Genomic DNA, 13,712 nt, shown 5'->3' on the forward strand with positions numbered 1-13,712 from the left:
TTGAAAGGAAATCACTATGACGGACCAACCTATTAAACATCCATTCGAACGTTTCGTCGGCTTCGTCGGAATGACGAGTTGCCTTCGCTACGGTTACTCTTTTATCGATTCTGAACGAGGATTACCTGAGATTTTAGCATTCTTAGTTATCGGGTTTGCGATTATCCTTGTCCTTGAAGCACTCGGGAAACGTGTCGCCCGAAAGTTACCAGTCGTCCGGATGCGTTACTTGACCCCCCTCTATTTAATTTATCTCTACGTATTTCTGACGAGTTTCTACTCGAGTTCGTTCGGTTTTTCTTTATAATGACAAAAGGGACTGACTTAAAAGTGTGAACGACTTTTAATTAATTAGAAGTGGCCGAAGATCCCGTGAAAAGTGGGATCATCGGCCATTTGATCGATGAAGGACGGAAACGTCCGCCACAAGGATTATTTTTTTTGACTTATGAGTCAGCCCTTTTTTTAGATTCAATAGTCGATTTTTAAATCGCCATCCTTAATACGTCCATACCGGTACAATACCCGGTAAATTAGATAACTGATGATTGCCGGAGCGACGAAACATAGGATGCCGACAGCAAGATAATATTCTGTCGTGAAGCCCATTGTCTTCAGTACCATCAATGGACCAACTAATCCGCTCGTCCCCATTCCAGAACCCGCCGGATTACTCTCGAGACTGAACAAGACTGTCGCGAATGGTGCCAACAACGCACCGGCAAGCGTTGGGGGAATAATCGTCCACGGATTACGGATGATATTTCCGACTTGAAGCATCGATGTCCCGACCCCTTGTGCAATCAATCCACCAATCCCGTTATCACGATAACTGATGACACCAAATCCAATCATTTGGGCTGCACAACCGATCGTCGCTGCCCCTGCGGCTAATCCATCCAGTCCTAACATGATGCCTAAAGCAGCACTTGAAATGGGCGCTGTCAATGCGAGTCCCATGACCGTCGCAACAAAAATCCCCATCAGCAGCGGTTCGCGTTCCGTTCCCCAGCGAATGACTTCCCCGAGATCCGTCATCAACGTTCCAATCCAAGAACCGATATACTTCCCACTTAAAAAGCCGATCACTAACGTAAGTAAAGGTGTCACGATAATATCGAGACGCGTCGTTTTTGAAAACAGTTTTCCGGACTCCGTCGCAATCAACGCCGCGATATAGCTCCCGGCAGGTCCGCCTGCTTCATAACCGAACGCTCCGACAACGACTGCTGAAAATAAAATCAACGGCGGTGCCTCTAAAGCGAACGCGACAGCAACACCAATCGCTGGTCCTGTCAACGCAATCGCTTGATCCCCAATCGTGACGAGAATCGATGCATCGACTCCACGTGTCATCAAACCGTCGCCAATCGTTTTCAGAATCAATCCCATAATCAACGAGCTAAATAAACCGAGCGCCATATAACTGAGCACTGTAATGAAATAAATCCGAGGGCTTAATGATATTCCTTTATCTTTTAACAAGTCGCCACGTCCTTTTCGTCAAATCAACGTTATTATAACAAATTTCCCATAAAAGAAAACACAAATGTTATTTCATCTGACAAGACATGTGTTTCGCGAAAAAGAAGGTGAATTTGTCCATAGAGACAAATCCACCTTCCGGATTGCTTACTTCACTTGTAGTGTCGCGAGCGTTGTCGCATCCAATTGCGTGACGAGTTTTTTCAACAACTCTTTCGCCGCATCGTAGTCATCCGTATGCATGATTGAAGCATGCGTATGGATATAGCGAGCCGGTAAGCCGACGACCGTCGTCGGAATCCCATTGTTCGAACGATGAATGACACCGCCATCCGTCCCGCCCGCTCCAACATAATACTGATACGGAATCTGATTCGATTCTGCCGTATCAAGTACATAATCCGTCATTTCCTTCGATAGAATCATGACGCTATCCTTGATGCGTAACAAAGGACCTTGACCAAGTTGACCAAACTCCGTTTTATCGCCTGAAGCATCGTTCGCTGGTGAAGCGTCGACAACAAATGCGACATCCGGATCAATCATGTTCGTCGCCGTCTGTGCTCCGCGTAATCCTACTTCTTCTTGGACAGTTGCACCAGAGAATAAGACATTCGGATGATCGGCTGCCTTCGTCTCTTCAAGCAACTCAATCGCCATACCGACCCCGTACCGATTGTCCCAGGCTTTCGCCATGATTTTTTTCGGATTCGCCATCGGTGTGAACGGGAAGAATGGAACAGCCGGAATTCCTGGTCGAACGCCAAACGATTCCGCTTCTTCTTTTGAATCCGCCCCGATATCGATAAACATGTCTTTGATCGCCATTGGTTTATTCCGCACTTCCTCTGTTAAGAGATGTGGCGGTGTCGATGCGATGATTCCCGGAATGATTCCATGATCGCCGCAAATCGAAAAGCGTTGTGCAAGTAGAACTTGACTCCACCAACCACCGAGCGGCTGAATCCGAAGCATCCCGTTCTTCGTGATTTGTGTGACCATGAAGGCAACTTCGTCCATGTGACCTGCGACCATCACTTTCGGACCATCGGCCTGACCCGTCCGTTTACCGAAAATCGATCCGATACCATCTGTAACGATTTCATCCGTCACCGGTGTAATCCGCTCTCGGACGAACTGTCTGACTTCATGCTCAAACCCCGGAGCCCCGTTCAATTCCGTCAATGTTTTAAATAGATCTTTTGTCTTTTCATTCACTATGTATCGCCTCCTATTTTTCTATTATACAAAAAAATGCTTCAATCACTTAAGCTTTTGTTTCTATCTTGACGAATTATTTGGTACAGTAGGTATAGAAACCTGTAAGGAGGGGAAATTTTAATGAAAAAACGCTATTGGATTATCGGTTTGGCAGCAGCTGTCGTTGCAACTTTCGCAGTTAAGAAGGCTGTCGACAACAAACAACTATCTGCCGAGGAAGCTCTCGAAATCACGAAACGCACATTTTCAGCAAAAGGACGTGTCCAAGGTGCATGGATCTCTGCAACACCAGAGGCGTACGCATATGAGTCACGTGACTACCAAAGCTACAAAGGTGGCATCTCGGTCCTTGAAGGTGACGATGAAAAAACGTATCAATTCACAGTTGATGCAGAAACAGGCGCTTTACTCGAATACGCATAATATCGGGACCATACTTCGTCAGTCGAAGTATGGTCTTTTTTTTAAGGAGCGAACTTTCATGAACCCACTCGGAACGATTCTTGTTTTACTTGTTGCCCTTGAACATTTCTATATTTTAGCTCTTGAAATGTTTTTCTTATCTTCAAAACCAGCGCTTCGTACGTTTGGACTGACGAAGGAAATCGCAGCAGATCCACGCATCAAAACATTGTTTGCCAATCAAGGATTATACAATGGTTTTCTTGCTGCCGGATTGATTTTCGGTCTTGTCCTTGATTCATCTGTCATTCAACTGTTTTTCTTAAGTTGTGTCATCATCGCCGCCCTGTACGGTGCAGCGACAGCAAATGTCTCGATTCTCTACAAACAAGGACTGCCTGCCATTTTGGCATTTCTCGTCGTATTATTTTTTTAGTTCAAAAAAACACCCACCTCTTCGGAATCTTACTTCCTCTTAGGCGGGTGTTTCGTTTTGTCCGACAACGATTAACGTGGGTTATCGTTACGTTCGTAGATCGGGTTCATGTATTCACTTGTCGAATAAAGACGTGGTACGACGACATAAAGTACAATTGCTGGTACGGCAATCAACAAGATCATCAATAACATCGGTAACCAGTAGACTACTTTCTGCTGTAAGTTGTTCGAGTTTTTGTCGATGTATTCTTTGACGCCATCTACTTTCGCAGCATCTGCGTTCGTCAACATCTCTTTACTCTCCGTGTTATAGAAGTGGATTTCACGTTTGATTGTGATAAAGATGCCATCACGGACTGTCTCGATGACAGCGATTCCGCCGATGATTTCTTCACCTTTTTCACCAGTGAATGTTTTCGGGTCCTCGATTTCTACAGAACCTTTTTTATAATCGTAATGCGAACTCTTTAATTCCTCGTCGAGAGCCTTTTCCATTGCTGACGTATCAATCGCAGCGAATACCGATTGACCGATACTCAGCGCGAGAAAGAGTGCTGTTACGAAGGCTAAGCTTTTTTGCCACATCCCCAAATTCCCCCTTTACCTGTAAGTACAAGTTCTTCAGTCAACAACATTGTACCAATTAATAAGAAAAAAGTGTGAAAGAAATACCAGGAAAATAAGAAAACTTTTTGTCTAAATCATTTTCCGTACGTTGCTTCCATCCGATAAATCGGTTGACCAAGTGCTGAAAAACGTTCTTCGTACTCCGTTCTGACGTTATCTTCCGGCTCATTAACGTGTAAATCAAGCGACATCCAGTCGAATGTCATACCGTAAGCTGACATCGTCATCAGGCTCGATTCAAATAGTTTACGGTTATCCGTCTTAAAGTGAATCTGACCTTGCTCCGGCAAAATGTCTTCGTACGTCGCGAGGAACGTCTTATATGTGAGACGTCGTTTCGCATGACGCGACTTCGGCCAAGGATCAGAGAAGTTTAAGTAGACACGAGTGACTTCTCCCTTTTCAAAGAAGTCACGTAAGTCTTTTGCATCGACCGTCAAGACACGGACGTTAGGTAGTGGCTCTTCGACCAATTTTTGAACGATTGCAACCGCAACACTTTCAAATAATTCAATCGCGATGAAGTTGATATCCGGGTGTTGCTTTGCCATACCCGTGATGAATGCCCCTTTTCCGGAACCTACCTCAATGTATAGTGGATGTTCATTTTTAAATTCTTCTGACCAGTTTCCTTTTAAGGTCGCCGGGTCCGCGATATAGATCGATGCCTGTTCTTTCATATAATCCAGCGCCCAAGGCTTGTGGCGTAAACGCATATTGTTCATCCTTTCAATTCTTAAATTATCCGCAGATAAGTTTATCATGATTCGGGTAATTATATAAGATGTTATTCGTTTAGCAGAGTCGAATGTTCAGCAGATCGTCACTTGAGAATTACTGAGCAATCTACTACACTTACTATACGGACTATCCCTAAAGGAGGTTTTGACATTGGAAAATTTCTTAATCATGTGGGCATCACCGATCGTTCTCGTCATGGGCGTGACTGCTCTTTTCGTTTGGGCGACATTCGGTAAAGTTGACGCTAAATAATCGCGATTCAGTAGGCATCTTGTGTTCTGTCACAAGATGCCTTTTTTACTTTCTAAAGGATTATGGTTGGTTTCTGACTAAAACAGATGTATAATTTCGATGAAACAGTTTTTATATTACAGCTATCAATCGACAAAATACGTTGATAACGAAGGAGAATTGTAATGAACAAAAACGAAAACAGCGAAAATGAAAATTTAGTACAGAAAAAAACAGGAGCTGATTTGGTCGTTGATACGTTAATCGAGCAAGGGGTCGAATACATCTTCGGAATTCCCGGAGCAAAAATCGATTCTGTTTTCAACGTCTTACAAGATCGTGGTCCTGAATTAATCGTCGCACGTCACGAACAAAATGCCGCTTTCATGGCCCAAGCAATCGGACGTTTGACAGATAAACCAGGGGTCGTCCTCGTTACGTCTGGTCCTGGCGCATCAAATCTCGCAACAGGTCTCGTGACAGCTAACTCGGAAGGCGATCCGGTCGTCGCGATTGCCGGTGCCGTCTCACGTGCCGATCGACTCAAACGGACGCACCAATCGATGGACAACCAAGCACTCTTTACGCCAATCACGAACTTCAGCGCAGAAGTTCAAGATGCGGATAATATCCCAGAAGTCCTCTCGAATGCTTTCCGGACTGCCGAAACGACGTCCGGTGCTGCTTTCGTCAGTATTCCGCAAGATGTCGGTTTGAACGAATCAAACGTCACATCCTTTAAAGCCGTACCGACACCAAAACTCGGGATTGCTCCAGAAGAATGGGTCGAAGAGACGGCCACACTGATCGAACAAGCGAAACTCCCTGTTCTCCTGCTCGGTATGCGTTCCAGTCAACCGGACGTCGTCAAAGCGATTCGCACTTTATTGAACCGTGTTTCGATTCCCGTCGTCCAAACGTTCCAAGCTGCGGGGACTTTGTCACGTGACTTAGAATCTAATTTTTATGGTCGTGTCGGTCTATTCCGCAACCAACCAGGTGACGCGTTGCTCGCTGAAGCGGACCTCGTCTTATCCATTGGTTATGACCCGATCGGCTACGATCCGAAGTTTTGGAACAAACCAACGAATGAACGGACATTAATTCACATCGACCAAATGCGGGCTGAAATTGATCACTTCTATCGTCCTGATCGCGAGCTTGTCGGTGACGTCGCGAAAACGATTGATGCGTTATCCGATCGTCTGAAGCCACTCGCCTTGTCAACAAGCACGGCTACATTCTTGAATGGTCTTCAACAACGGCTCGTCGAGCGGGACGTCCCGCCGGTCGTCGAAGACTCGCTATTGACGCATCCACTTTATTTCATGAAGACATTACGCGAACAGATTGCAGATGACGTTACCGTAACGGTTGATGTCGGTTCACATTATATCTGGATGGCGCGTCACTTCCGTTCATACGAACCGCGTCACCTCTTGTTCAGTAACGGGATGCAGACACTTGGTGTTGCATTACCTTGGGCCATCGCAGCGACACTCGTCCGTCCTGGTAAAAAAGCCGTCTCGATTTCAGGTGACGGCGGGTTCCTTTTCTCTGCAATGGAACTTGAGACAGCCGTCCGCTTGAATGCTCCAATCGTCCATTTCGTTTGGCGTGACAGCGGCTTTGATATGGTCGCGTTCCAACAAGAAATGAAATATAAACGGAAATCAGGCACATCATTCGGCGATGTCGATCTTGTGAAGTATGCGGAAAGTTTTGGTGCAAAAGGCTTACGCGTCAATCATCCGTCTGAACTCGTCGCTGTCATGGAAGAAGCTTGGAAAACAGAAGGACCTGTCATCATTGATGTTCCGATCGATTACAGCGATAATGCTGCGCTCGGAAAAGAAGTACACTTGGATCAATTAAACTGATAAGGAGATGAGCAGATGACGAACGATGATACGTTACTTCAAATCTCGACGATGATGGCGTTACTCGACGGCGTCTTCGAAAGCGAGGTCAGTTATGCGTCCGTTCTTGACGGGCGCGACTTCGGCATCGGAACCTTCGACCATCTCGACGGAGAAATGATTGGTTTTGATAATACCTTTTATCAATTGCGTTCTGACGGGAGCGCCCGCCCGCTCGACCCCGAAACGACGACACCGTTTTGTACGTTGACTCGATTTACTCCGACACAGTCGATTCAAATCGATCAAGAAATGACGAAACAAGACTTCGAGCATTGGCTAAGCACGCAACTCGCGACAATCAACAGCTTTTATGCCGTGCGAATCGATGGAGAGTTCACGGAAGTCAAGACACGGACGGTCGCACGCCAAGAACAACCATTCGTCCCGATCACGGAAGCCGTTGCGACACAAAGTGCACGGACGTTCGAACAGACGGAAGGGACACTTGCCGGCTACTATACACCACGCTTCGGTCACGGGATTGCCGTCGCCGGATATCATCTACACTTCATCGATCAAGCCCGCGAAGGTGGCGGGCACGTCTTCGATTACACGGTCAAGAACGTCACCGTCTCATTCGAAGAAAAACCACGCCTTGATTTACGTCTACCGACAACAGCTGCTTACCGAGAAGCAGATCTTGAAAGTCATGACATCGAACAAGAAATAAAAATAGCAGAAGGTTAATGTTCAGGCTGTAGACAAAGTTCTATCAGGAGATAAAGTGTCACGTTTCGTTGCTTTCCTCGGTCGAGGCGAGACAGGGCAACGCGAATTGTTTGCATCTCGATATAGCATGTTCACTCTTTATAAGAGTTTGTCTACAATCTGTGGTTAATTTTTTCGCTTCAACTAAAACCGCCAAAGCGCTTATTGCACTTTGGCGGTTTTTTAGTTATTTTCATTTTCTGTGACTCCTGCGGGAAACGAATGTTTTAACGGTATCACAGAAAAAAGATGGTCGATCACCCGCAAGTGATGCCCACCTTTTCTCACTGGTCCAACCGCCCCTGCCGATTACATTTCATTTTCGAGCAACTGCGCGAGAAAAACATAACTTTCTGGCGCATCTGGATGTTGTGCATCTTCATACCAGTAAATCGACAAAATCGCTTGCGCCACCACGTACCAATGCATGCGCTGTTTTAATTCAAGGGTCAACGGATGACCGTAACTCGCAAACCATTCCGGCCAGTATTCCTCGTCAACATAACTATAGAGCATCATCCCTAAATCATAAGCACGATCGGCGATGATCGCATCATCCCAATCATTTAGATAGAGATGACCATCCGCCCCCGTCAACCAATTGTTGTGATTTAAATCTGAATGACAAACGACTTGCTCATCCGTTCGGACAAGCGCTAAATGCGTCTCTAAATAACCAATCGCCTGTTCAATCAAGTTTGCTTCACGTAGCTCTGCCGGTTGAAAATAGAGCCGGCATTGACGCAATAGCTCGTCTGGTTCAATCGGTCGTTGATCAAGTTGTTGTAACATGAACAACAACTCTTTTGAATCATGTATTTTCCCTAGTAATCGGGCCACCTCTGGACGCTCCATCATTTCCGGTTCGAGCTCGTTTCCTTCAATGAATTGTTGCGCACTGATGACATCCCCACTGTAAATTCGTTTAGTCCAAAGCAACTTCGGAACGATTCCATCCGCCGATAAAATGGCTAAGAACGGAGAAGAGTTCCGCTTCAAAAATAATTTTGACTGTCCAGTCGAAGCGACGTACGCTTCACCTGTAATGCCGCCTGCTGGCGTAAGCGTCCAGCCTTCGCCAAGCGCATCTAAAATATCTAATTCCATCATAATCCGCTCAACTTTTTAATAGATTTGCCATAAGGCACAATGAATATCTTAACATGTCGCAATCGTCGTTGACAACGGAAGCACTTTAATCTTGGCGACGCCTTTTTCGATTGGGGTGACGGATGCTTCATCACCTTGAACATGAAGATTCCACATCGGGTGATCGAGCGCAATCTCGATTGTTTCATCCGTCACATTATGCACGACGAGTGTTCGCTGCCAGGCATCATAAGAGTGAATCGCATCCACTTCGTAAGCGATGACACCCGGTCGCATCGGTAAAAAATGAAGCGATTCTTGAATCTGATTCGCCCAGTGCAAGCGGAAACCACCGTGCATCCGTCTAATCTGTAAGATATTTTTAATATAGTCGACCATCTCAAAATGACGATCCCGCAATGTCCAATCCAATCGATTAATGGCATCGGGTGCATTATAACTGTTTTCGACACCTTGTTTCGTCCGACCAAATTCTTGCCCGGCATGAAGAAATGGAATTCCCTCTGCTAAAATCACAATCGTTTGTGCAAGACGACTCATTCGTAGAAGTTGGTTTTCATCGAGATCCGGTCTAGCAAGGCTCAATTTATCAAACAGCGTATGATTGTCATGTGCTTCGACGTAGTTAATCGAGTAGGTCGGCTCTGGGAAACGACCGTACGTTTGATTCTCAAGCGTCACACTTCCGGCTATTCCGTTTCGAACCTCTCCTTCTTTCCAAAGATCGCCCGACACAAATCCACGGTCATGTTCATTAAACGTTGATCCCTTCAGTGCATCCCGAAAGACATCATTAAAATGACCAATCCCAGGCATCCGTGCAGCAGAGGAGCTAATCGCTTTTCGCCGTGCGGGTAACGGTGTCGCAAGATCCCATCCTTCCCCGTAGATGAGGATTGTCGGATCAATCGCATCAAGAGCCGTCCGAAGGCTGTTCATCGTCTCCACGTCGTGAATTCCCATCAAATCAAATCGGAAGGCATCAATTTGGAGTACCTCCGCGAAATAGGTCACGCAGTCAACAATCAATCGTTTCATCATAAAACGTTCTGATGCTGTATCATTTCCGACGCCCGTTCCATTCGCCAGCGTCCCGTCGAGTTCATAACGGAAGTAGTAACCAGGGACAAGATGTTCGAGTGCAGCCTGCTCACGAATATAGACATGATTCATGACGACATCAAACGTGACCCGGATACCGGCAGCATGCAGCTGATCAATCATCTCGACGTACTCGAAAATCCGCGTTCGCGGATTTGTCGCATCACTCGCATAGCTACCCGCCAGTGCGAACCAGTTTACGGGGTCGTATCCCCAATTGTATGGTGAGCGTGTAATTTCATCCGTCGAACCGAACAAATGTACCGGTAGAAGTTGAACGTGTGTTACGCCCAAGTCAAGCAAATAATCGAGTCCCGTCTTCTTCCCAGCCGGAGAACGCGTCCCCCGCTCGGACACACCCAGGTATTGTCCCGGGTGCGTCGATCCTGATGTCGCATCAATCGTGAAGTCCCGGATATGCGCTTCATAAATTACTGCATCCGTCGGTTTCACAAGAATCGGACGTTTTTTCCGCTTCGGAAATCGCTGCCTGATTTCTTGATCGACATCTGACAGGACGCCGAACCGTCCGTTCGCCGTCACTGCTTTTGCATATGGATCGACGACTTCGGTCGTCCCTAAGTACGTCGTCACGCGATAACGGTATCGGGCGTGTTCATATTCGCGAGCTAACGTAATTTGGTAAACACCACGATCGCCCCGTTTCATCTCGCTCGTTTTCAGAACTGTTTCTGTTGTATCGTAGATGACACACTCGATACGTTCCGCAATCGGTGACCAGACAAAAAGCGATAACATCCCATCATCCATCATGACGCCAAGCGGTCCTTCGTAACTATATTTACGATCGAACAACGATGTTTGAACAACACGCCCCGGAAAGATTCGAATCCGTCCCTGTGTCGCACTCACTAATTCATACACACTCCCTAACTCAATCGCTCCCTCTACTTCTAAAATGAGACGTGCGACTCCTCCGTCTTGTTGTTGCGAAATGACAGCATAATCGATGATTGCCTGATTTGAAACTAACTGCACGTCTTCTTTAGTGAATGACTGTTTCGATTCGACCAAAATCGATTGAAACGTCAAAAATTCCGCTGAAATTAATTGTGGGTGCATCAGCGCTAGTTCGCTACTTTTCATTTTCGTCATATGTGCGCGACAACATCAAAATTTTTGCCGCTCCCTCCTCACGTCTGAATCCGTTCATTCTCTTGATCATTGACCGCCATTTGAAATGTAATCGATGACGTTTCTTTTAGTATCTTTTCACAAACTCGCATTTGAAAAGCTTTTGTATAGGGGGCGGATGTATTCATTTTGTGTAACCAGTGTGCAAAATCGACTTTACTTACATAAGTAGTTTTCGACTCTTTCGGCAGTTGATCAAAATAACCTTTCGACGCAATGACGACTCGTTCGATTGGTAGTTCAAGTTCACTTCCTAAAACAAGCCGTAAAATATCTTCTGTCCGTTTCAAACTGATCAACGGATTCAGAATGTTTTTCGTCGGTGCCTTAAACGGCTGCTCACGCCATAATTTCTCTCGTTTAATATGATAGATGCTCTCTTCTCCATCCAACCAATCGAGTAAATAAATCGCGGATGGGCCGACGGCAAAGGAACTTAACTCGACTTCTCCTTGTTGATAATGAATGACAGCACGATAAAACAAACCGTATTGATCATTTAACAGATGGACCATCTGATAAAAGTCGAGGTGTCGCCGAAGCGGCAATTTCCATATCTCATCTTCAGTTGCCCCGCCCGCTACATAGAGCAACTTTTGAATCTCGACTCGTTTTTTATACCATTTATCAAACGCTGGCTTTGAGATCTGTTTCCCTGGTAACTGGACGACGACAGGAGATTTGAAAAATTGCCACCATTTCTTAGGACGGACGATTGTCTCGCCCGGAAACAAGTCTCCAGCTTCCCACTTATGGAATAGATTCTCGTAGTCTAACTGCCGTTGCTCTTTGTAGCGTTTTGAGACTTCGAGCGGGTTCTTCTCATACTTACTCTCTAAATCATATAACTTCATCAATAACGCCATGAGATCACCTCACTGTTCTTTCCCGCATCTAGCTAAGGTATTGATTCGATATCTCGGACGATCAGCTGGATGGATTTCATATAAAATAAGTTCCGTGACATTAATTTTCGCTTGTAGCGTCATGTCTGGCAATGGTTCTTCACAGTCTGCATTCCAGCGTTTCGCAAGTGTGATATGAGGAACGAACGGTTTATGTCGTTCCGGAGCCAGTTGATTCGCGAGTCGTAATAAAGAAGTCGTCTCTTCCACCCCCGCAGCGAAAACACGTGGACGGTCCTCATTACCGAACGTAACGAGATGATTGATAGTCAAAGTGAACGGTTGAACAGTAGCTGCAATTTCTTTAAGACGACATTGCCACTCATTCAATTCGCGCTCCGTCAATCCACCTAAGAAATGTAATGTCAGATGAAAGTCTTCCTGGCCGTAGACCTGTTGATAGTAATGACCAAGATTAACCGCTTCAGATAACTGCTTCAACTCGAGGAGCGGTACAGGAATCGCGATAAAATAATGTCGGTCCAATTTAATCACTCCTTGATCCTTCCACTTATCAGATAGAGCACTGCCCCAAGCAAGCTACTACTTGTATATACCCAAAAGACACTATAAATTGTCCATTGTTCGAGGACAACGCCACTCATCAAATTGAAAATCGCGGTCGCAAGTCCCGTCGTAGTAGCCATATATGTACTGACAGCCGTAGCTACCATTGATGATGGGACAAGCGAACGCACATAGTCCAGCGCAACGGGAATCAGTAATCCAACAATCATCCCTTGTAGTGCCGCAAGGATCCATAACGAGAAGACCGGTGGTTCTAAAGCAAGCAATCCCGTCCGAACAGCAGATAAAATTGAGACAAACGTGAGGACAGGAATCGCGCCAAATCGCATTAAGACACGTGTCGCAATTCGCATGAACGGAATTTCGCAGAGGACAGCTACAAAAAATAAGGTCCCGACGAGTGCCGTCGATTCGCCTCGAATCGTAACATAACTTCCGAAATAATAGTTGTTCGCAAAAATCGGACCAAAGACGAGACTTCCACCTGCTAAAAATAACAGGAAGCGCTTATTTGAAAATAGTCGTGAAACGGGCATCCGTTCACTGACCGTCAACTGGACTGGAGCTGCTTCGATACCAATCAATACTAAGAACGCTAAAATCAGCGCTGCTCCACTTGCATAAAAAATCGCTCCGAGCGTCCCCCCTTCTGTCACCTGCCCAAGTACGAAGACAGCAAGCGCAAAACCAGCTGAACCGAATAAACGAAGTGCGCCATAATCGACTGATTTCCGCTTCGAAAATTCAATGGCGAGTGTATCGACTAACGGAATATGTGCACATTGGAATAAGGCCCATAAACATGCAATCAATAAGAGCAGGATGTAGACCGATGTCAGTAAATAACTGACAGTAAATCCTGCTGCTGCGAGGAGCGCAACGAGCAACAAACGTTTCGGTCGACCAAAACGATCAGCCGCGAGTCCCCATAGTGGTTGCAACAAAATCGATAAAATCGGACCGATCGCAACAATCGTCCCGATTTCTGAACCAGATAACTGAAACGCATCATTCGAAAAATAAAGCGTTAAGTAGGGAATGAGCGCACCTTGCCCGAAGAAGATAAAAAAGTAGAGTGCCTGAAAGTGATATTTTTGACGATTAATCACGCGGTGTACTTCCTTTCAAGAATCAATCC

Annotated in this window: 15 protein-coding genes; 6 read left to right on the top strand and 9 right to left on the bottom strand. The window is 45.8% G+C overall.

The window, feature by feature from the left end; translation table 11 throughout:
- Positions 1 to 16: 16 nt before the first annotated feature.
- Positions 17 to 307, top strand: coding sequence for a hypothetical protein (locus tag KNP94_RS08075; RefSeq protein ID WP_029331187.1), 291 nt, complete (start codon positions 17 to 19; stop codon positions 305 to 307).
- Positions 308 to 471: 164 nt separating this feature from the next.
- Here KNP94_RS08075 and KNP94_RS08080 read toward each other — a convergent pair whose 3' ends face one another.
- Together KNP94_RS08080 and KNP94_RS08085 are read right to left on the bottom strand one after the other, a co-directional pair.
- The gene (locus KNP94_RS08080) at positions 472 to 1,485 is read right to left on the bottom strand and encodes a PTS sugar transporter subunit IIC (protein WP_088837641.1); all 1,014 of its coding nucleotides are present in this window, start codon (positions 1,483 to 1,485) and stop codon (positions 472 to 474) included.
- Between the two features lie 147 nt (positions 1,486 to 1,632).
- Positions 1,633 to 2,703: a M42 family metallopeptidase gene (locus tag KNP94_RS08085; protein WP_088837642.1), complete on the bottom strand. Its 1,071-nt coding sequence runs from the start codon at positions 2,701 to 2,703 to the stop codon at positions 1,633 to 1,635.
- 123 nt (positions 2,704 to 2,826) lie between these two features.
- On the opposite strand from KNP94_RS08085, the gene KNP94_RS08090 reads away from it, so the two are divergent.
- Together KNP94_RS08090 and KNP94_RS08095 are read left to right on the top strand one after the other, a co-directional pair.
- Positions 2,827 to 3,129: a PepSY domain-containing protein gene (locus KNP94_RS08090; protein ID WP_029331190.1), complete on the top strand. Its 303-nt coding sequence runs from the start codon at positions 2,827 to 2,829 to the stop codon at positions 3,127 to 3,129.
- A 58-nt stretch (positions 3,130 to 3,187) separates the two neighbouring features.
- Positions 3,188 to 3,544, top strand: coding sequence for a DUF1304 domain-containing protein (locus tag KNP94_RS08095; RefSeq protein ID WP_214810602.1), 357 nt, complete (start codon positions 3,188 to 3,190; stop codon positions 3,542 to 3,544).
- Positions 3,545 to 3,615: 71 nt separating this feature from the next.
- Here the strand turns inward: KNP94_RS08095 and KNP94_RS08100 are convergent, their stop codons facing one another.
- Together KNP94_RS08100 and trmB are read right to left on the bottom strand one after the other, a co-directional pair.
- Positions 3,616 to 4,131: a hypothetical protein gene (locus KNP94_RS08100; protein WP_029331192.1), complete on the bottom strand. Its 516-nt coding sequence runs from the start codon at positions 4,129 to 4,131 to the stop codon at positions 3,616 to 3,618.
- A 116-nt stretch (positions 4,132 to 4,247) separates the two neighbouring features.
- Positions 4,248 to 4,889, bottom strand: a complete 642-nt coding sequence (gene trmB / locus KNP94_RS08105; RefSeq protein WP_088837643.1) for a tRNA (guanosine(46)-N7)-methyltransferase TrmB — start codon at positions 4,887 to 4,889, stop codon at positions 4,248 to 4,250.
- A 175-nt stretch (positions 4,890 to 5,064) separates the two neighbouring features.
- On the opposite strand from trmB, the gene cydS reads away from it, so the two are divergent.
- The 3 genes from cydS to budA all read left to right on the top strand — a co-directional run bounded on the left by cydS (position 5,065) and on the right by budA (position 7,754).
- Entirely contained in the window at positions 5,065 to 5,166 is a 102-nt protein-coding gene (gene cydS / locus KNP94_RS16120) for a cytochrome bd oxidase small subunit CydS family protein (RefSeq protein ID WP_371816015.1), read from the top strand.
- A gap of 164 nt (positions 5,167 to 5,330) precedes the next feature.
- Complete coding sequence (gene alsS, locus KNP94_RS08110; protein ID WP_215115535.1) at positions 5,331 to 7,025, top strand: acetolactate synthase AlsS; 1,695 nt, start codon at positions 5,331 to 5,333, stop codon at positions 7,023 to 7,025.
- A gap of 15 nt (positions 7,026 to 7,040) precedes the next feature.
- Positions 7,041 to 7,754 carry an acetolactate decarboxylase gene (gene budA, locus KNP94_RS08115; RefSeq protein ID WP_029331195.1) on the top strand — a complete coding sequence of 238 codons (714 nt, stop codon included), beginning with the start codon at positions 7,041 to 7,043 and terminating at the stop codon, positions 7,752 to 7,754.
- A 330-nt stretch (positions 7,755 to 8,084) separates the two neighbouring features.
- On the opposite strand, the gene KNP94_RS08120 is transcribed toward budA, so the two are convergent.
- From KNP94_RS08120 to KNP94_RS08140, 5 genes are read right to left on the bottom strand one after another with little or no spacing between them, the layout of a single operon-like run.
- A complete protein-coding gene (locus KNP94_RS08120; protein ID WP_214769055.1) occupies positions 8,085 to 8,882 on the bottom strand; it encodes a phosphotransferase in 798 nt (265 codons plus the stop codon).
- 51 nt (positions 8,883 to 8,933) lie between these two features.
- A complete protein-coding gene (gene pulA, locus KNP94_RS08125) occupies positions 8,934 to 11,102 on the bottom strand; it encodes a type I pullulanase (RefSeq protein ID WP_251132183.1) in 2,169 nt (722 codons plus the stop codon).
- 38 nt (positions 11,103 to 11,140) lie between these two features.
- Positions 11,141 to 12,007: a hypothetical protein gene (locus tag KNP94_RS08130; RefSeq protein ID WP_088837646.1), complete on the bottom strand. Its 867-nt coding sequence runs from the start codon at positions 12,005 to 12,007 to the stop codon at positions 11,141 to 11,143.
- 9 nt (positions 12,008 to 12,016) lie between these two features.
- On the bottom strand, positions 12,017 to 12,532 hold the full coding sequence (gene thpR, locus KNP94_RS08135; RefSeq protein ID WP_215115536.1) for an RNA 2',3'-cyclic phosphodiesterase: 516 nt from the start codon (positions 12,530 to 12,532) through the stop codon (positions 12,017 to 12,019).
- Between the two features lie 5 nt (positions 12,533 to 12,537).
- Complete coding sequence (locus KNP94_RS08140; protein ID WP_214802049.1) at positions 12,538 to 13,683, bottom strand: MFS transporter; 1,146 nt, start codon at positions 13,681 to 13,683, stop codon at positions 12,538 to 12,540.
- Between the last annotated feature and the right edge of the window lie 29 nt (positions 13,684 to 13,712).

The organism is Exiguobacterium sp. s80 (genome assembly GCF_018618725.1).
Classification (GTDB): domain Bacteria; phylum Bacillota; class Bacilli; order Exiguobacteriales; family Exiguobacteriaceae; genus Exiguobacterium_A; species Exiguobacterium_A oxidotolerans.

What these genes read in the sequence shown, in the direction of transcription:
- alsS (WP_215115535.1), top strand. Translation starts at nt 5,331, where the DNA reads ATGAACAAAAACGAAAACAGCGAAAATGAAAATTTAGTACAGAAAAAA.
- budA (WP_029331195.1), top strand. Translation starts at nt 7,041, where the DNA reads ATGACGAACGATGATACGTTACTTCAAATCTCGACGATGATGGCGTTA.
- KNP94_RS08075 (WP_029331187.1), top strand. Translation starts at nt 17, where the DNA reads ATGACGGACCAACCTATTAAACATCCATTCGAACGTTTCGTCGGCTTC.
- KNP94_RS08120 (WP_214769055.1), bottom strand. Translation starts at nt 8,882, where the DNA reads ATGGAATTAGATATTTTAGATGCGCTTGGCGAAGGCTGGACGCTTACG.
- pulA (WP_251132183.1), bottom strand. Translation starts at nt 11,102, where the DNA reads ATGACGAAAATGAAAAGTAGCGAACTAGCGCTGATGCACCCACAATTA.
- KNP94_RS08100 (WP_029331192.1), bottom strand. Translation starts at nt 4,131, where the DNA reads ATGTGGCAAAAAAGCTTAGCCTTCGTAACAGCACTCTTTCTCGCGCTG.
- KNP94_RS08090 (WP_029331190.1), top strand. Translation starts at nt 2,827, where the DNA reads ATGAAAAAACGCTATTGGATTATCGGTTTGGCAGCAGCTGTCGTTGCA.
- KNP94_RS08095 (WP_214810602.1), top strand. Translation starts at nt 3,188, where the DNA reads ATGAACCCACTCGGAACGATTCTTGTTTTACTTGTTGCCCTTGAACAT.
- KNP94_RS08130 (WP_088837646.1), bottom strand. Translation starts at nt 12,007, where the DNA reads ATGGCGTTATTGATGAAGTTATATGATTTAGAGAGTAAGTATGAGAAG.
- trmB (WP_088837643.1), bottom strand. Translation starts at nt 4,889, where the DNA reads ATGCGTTTACGCCACAAGCCTTGGGCGCTGGATTATATGAAAGAACAG.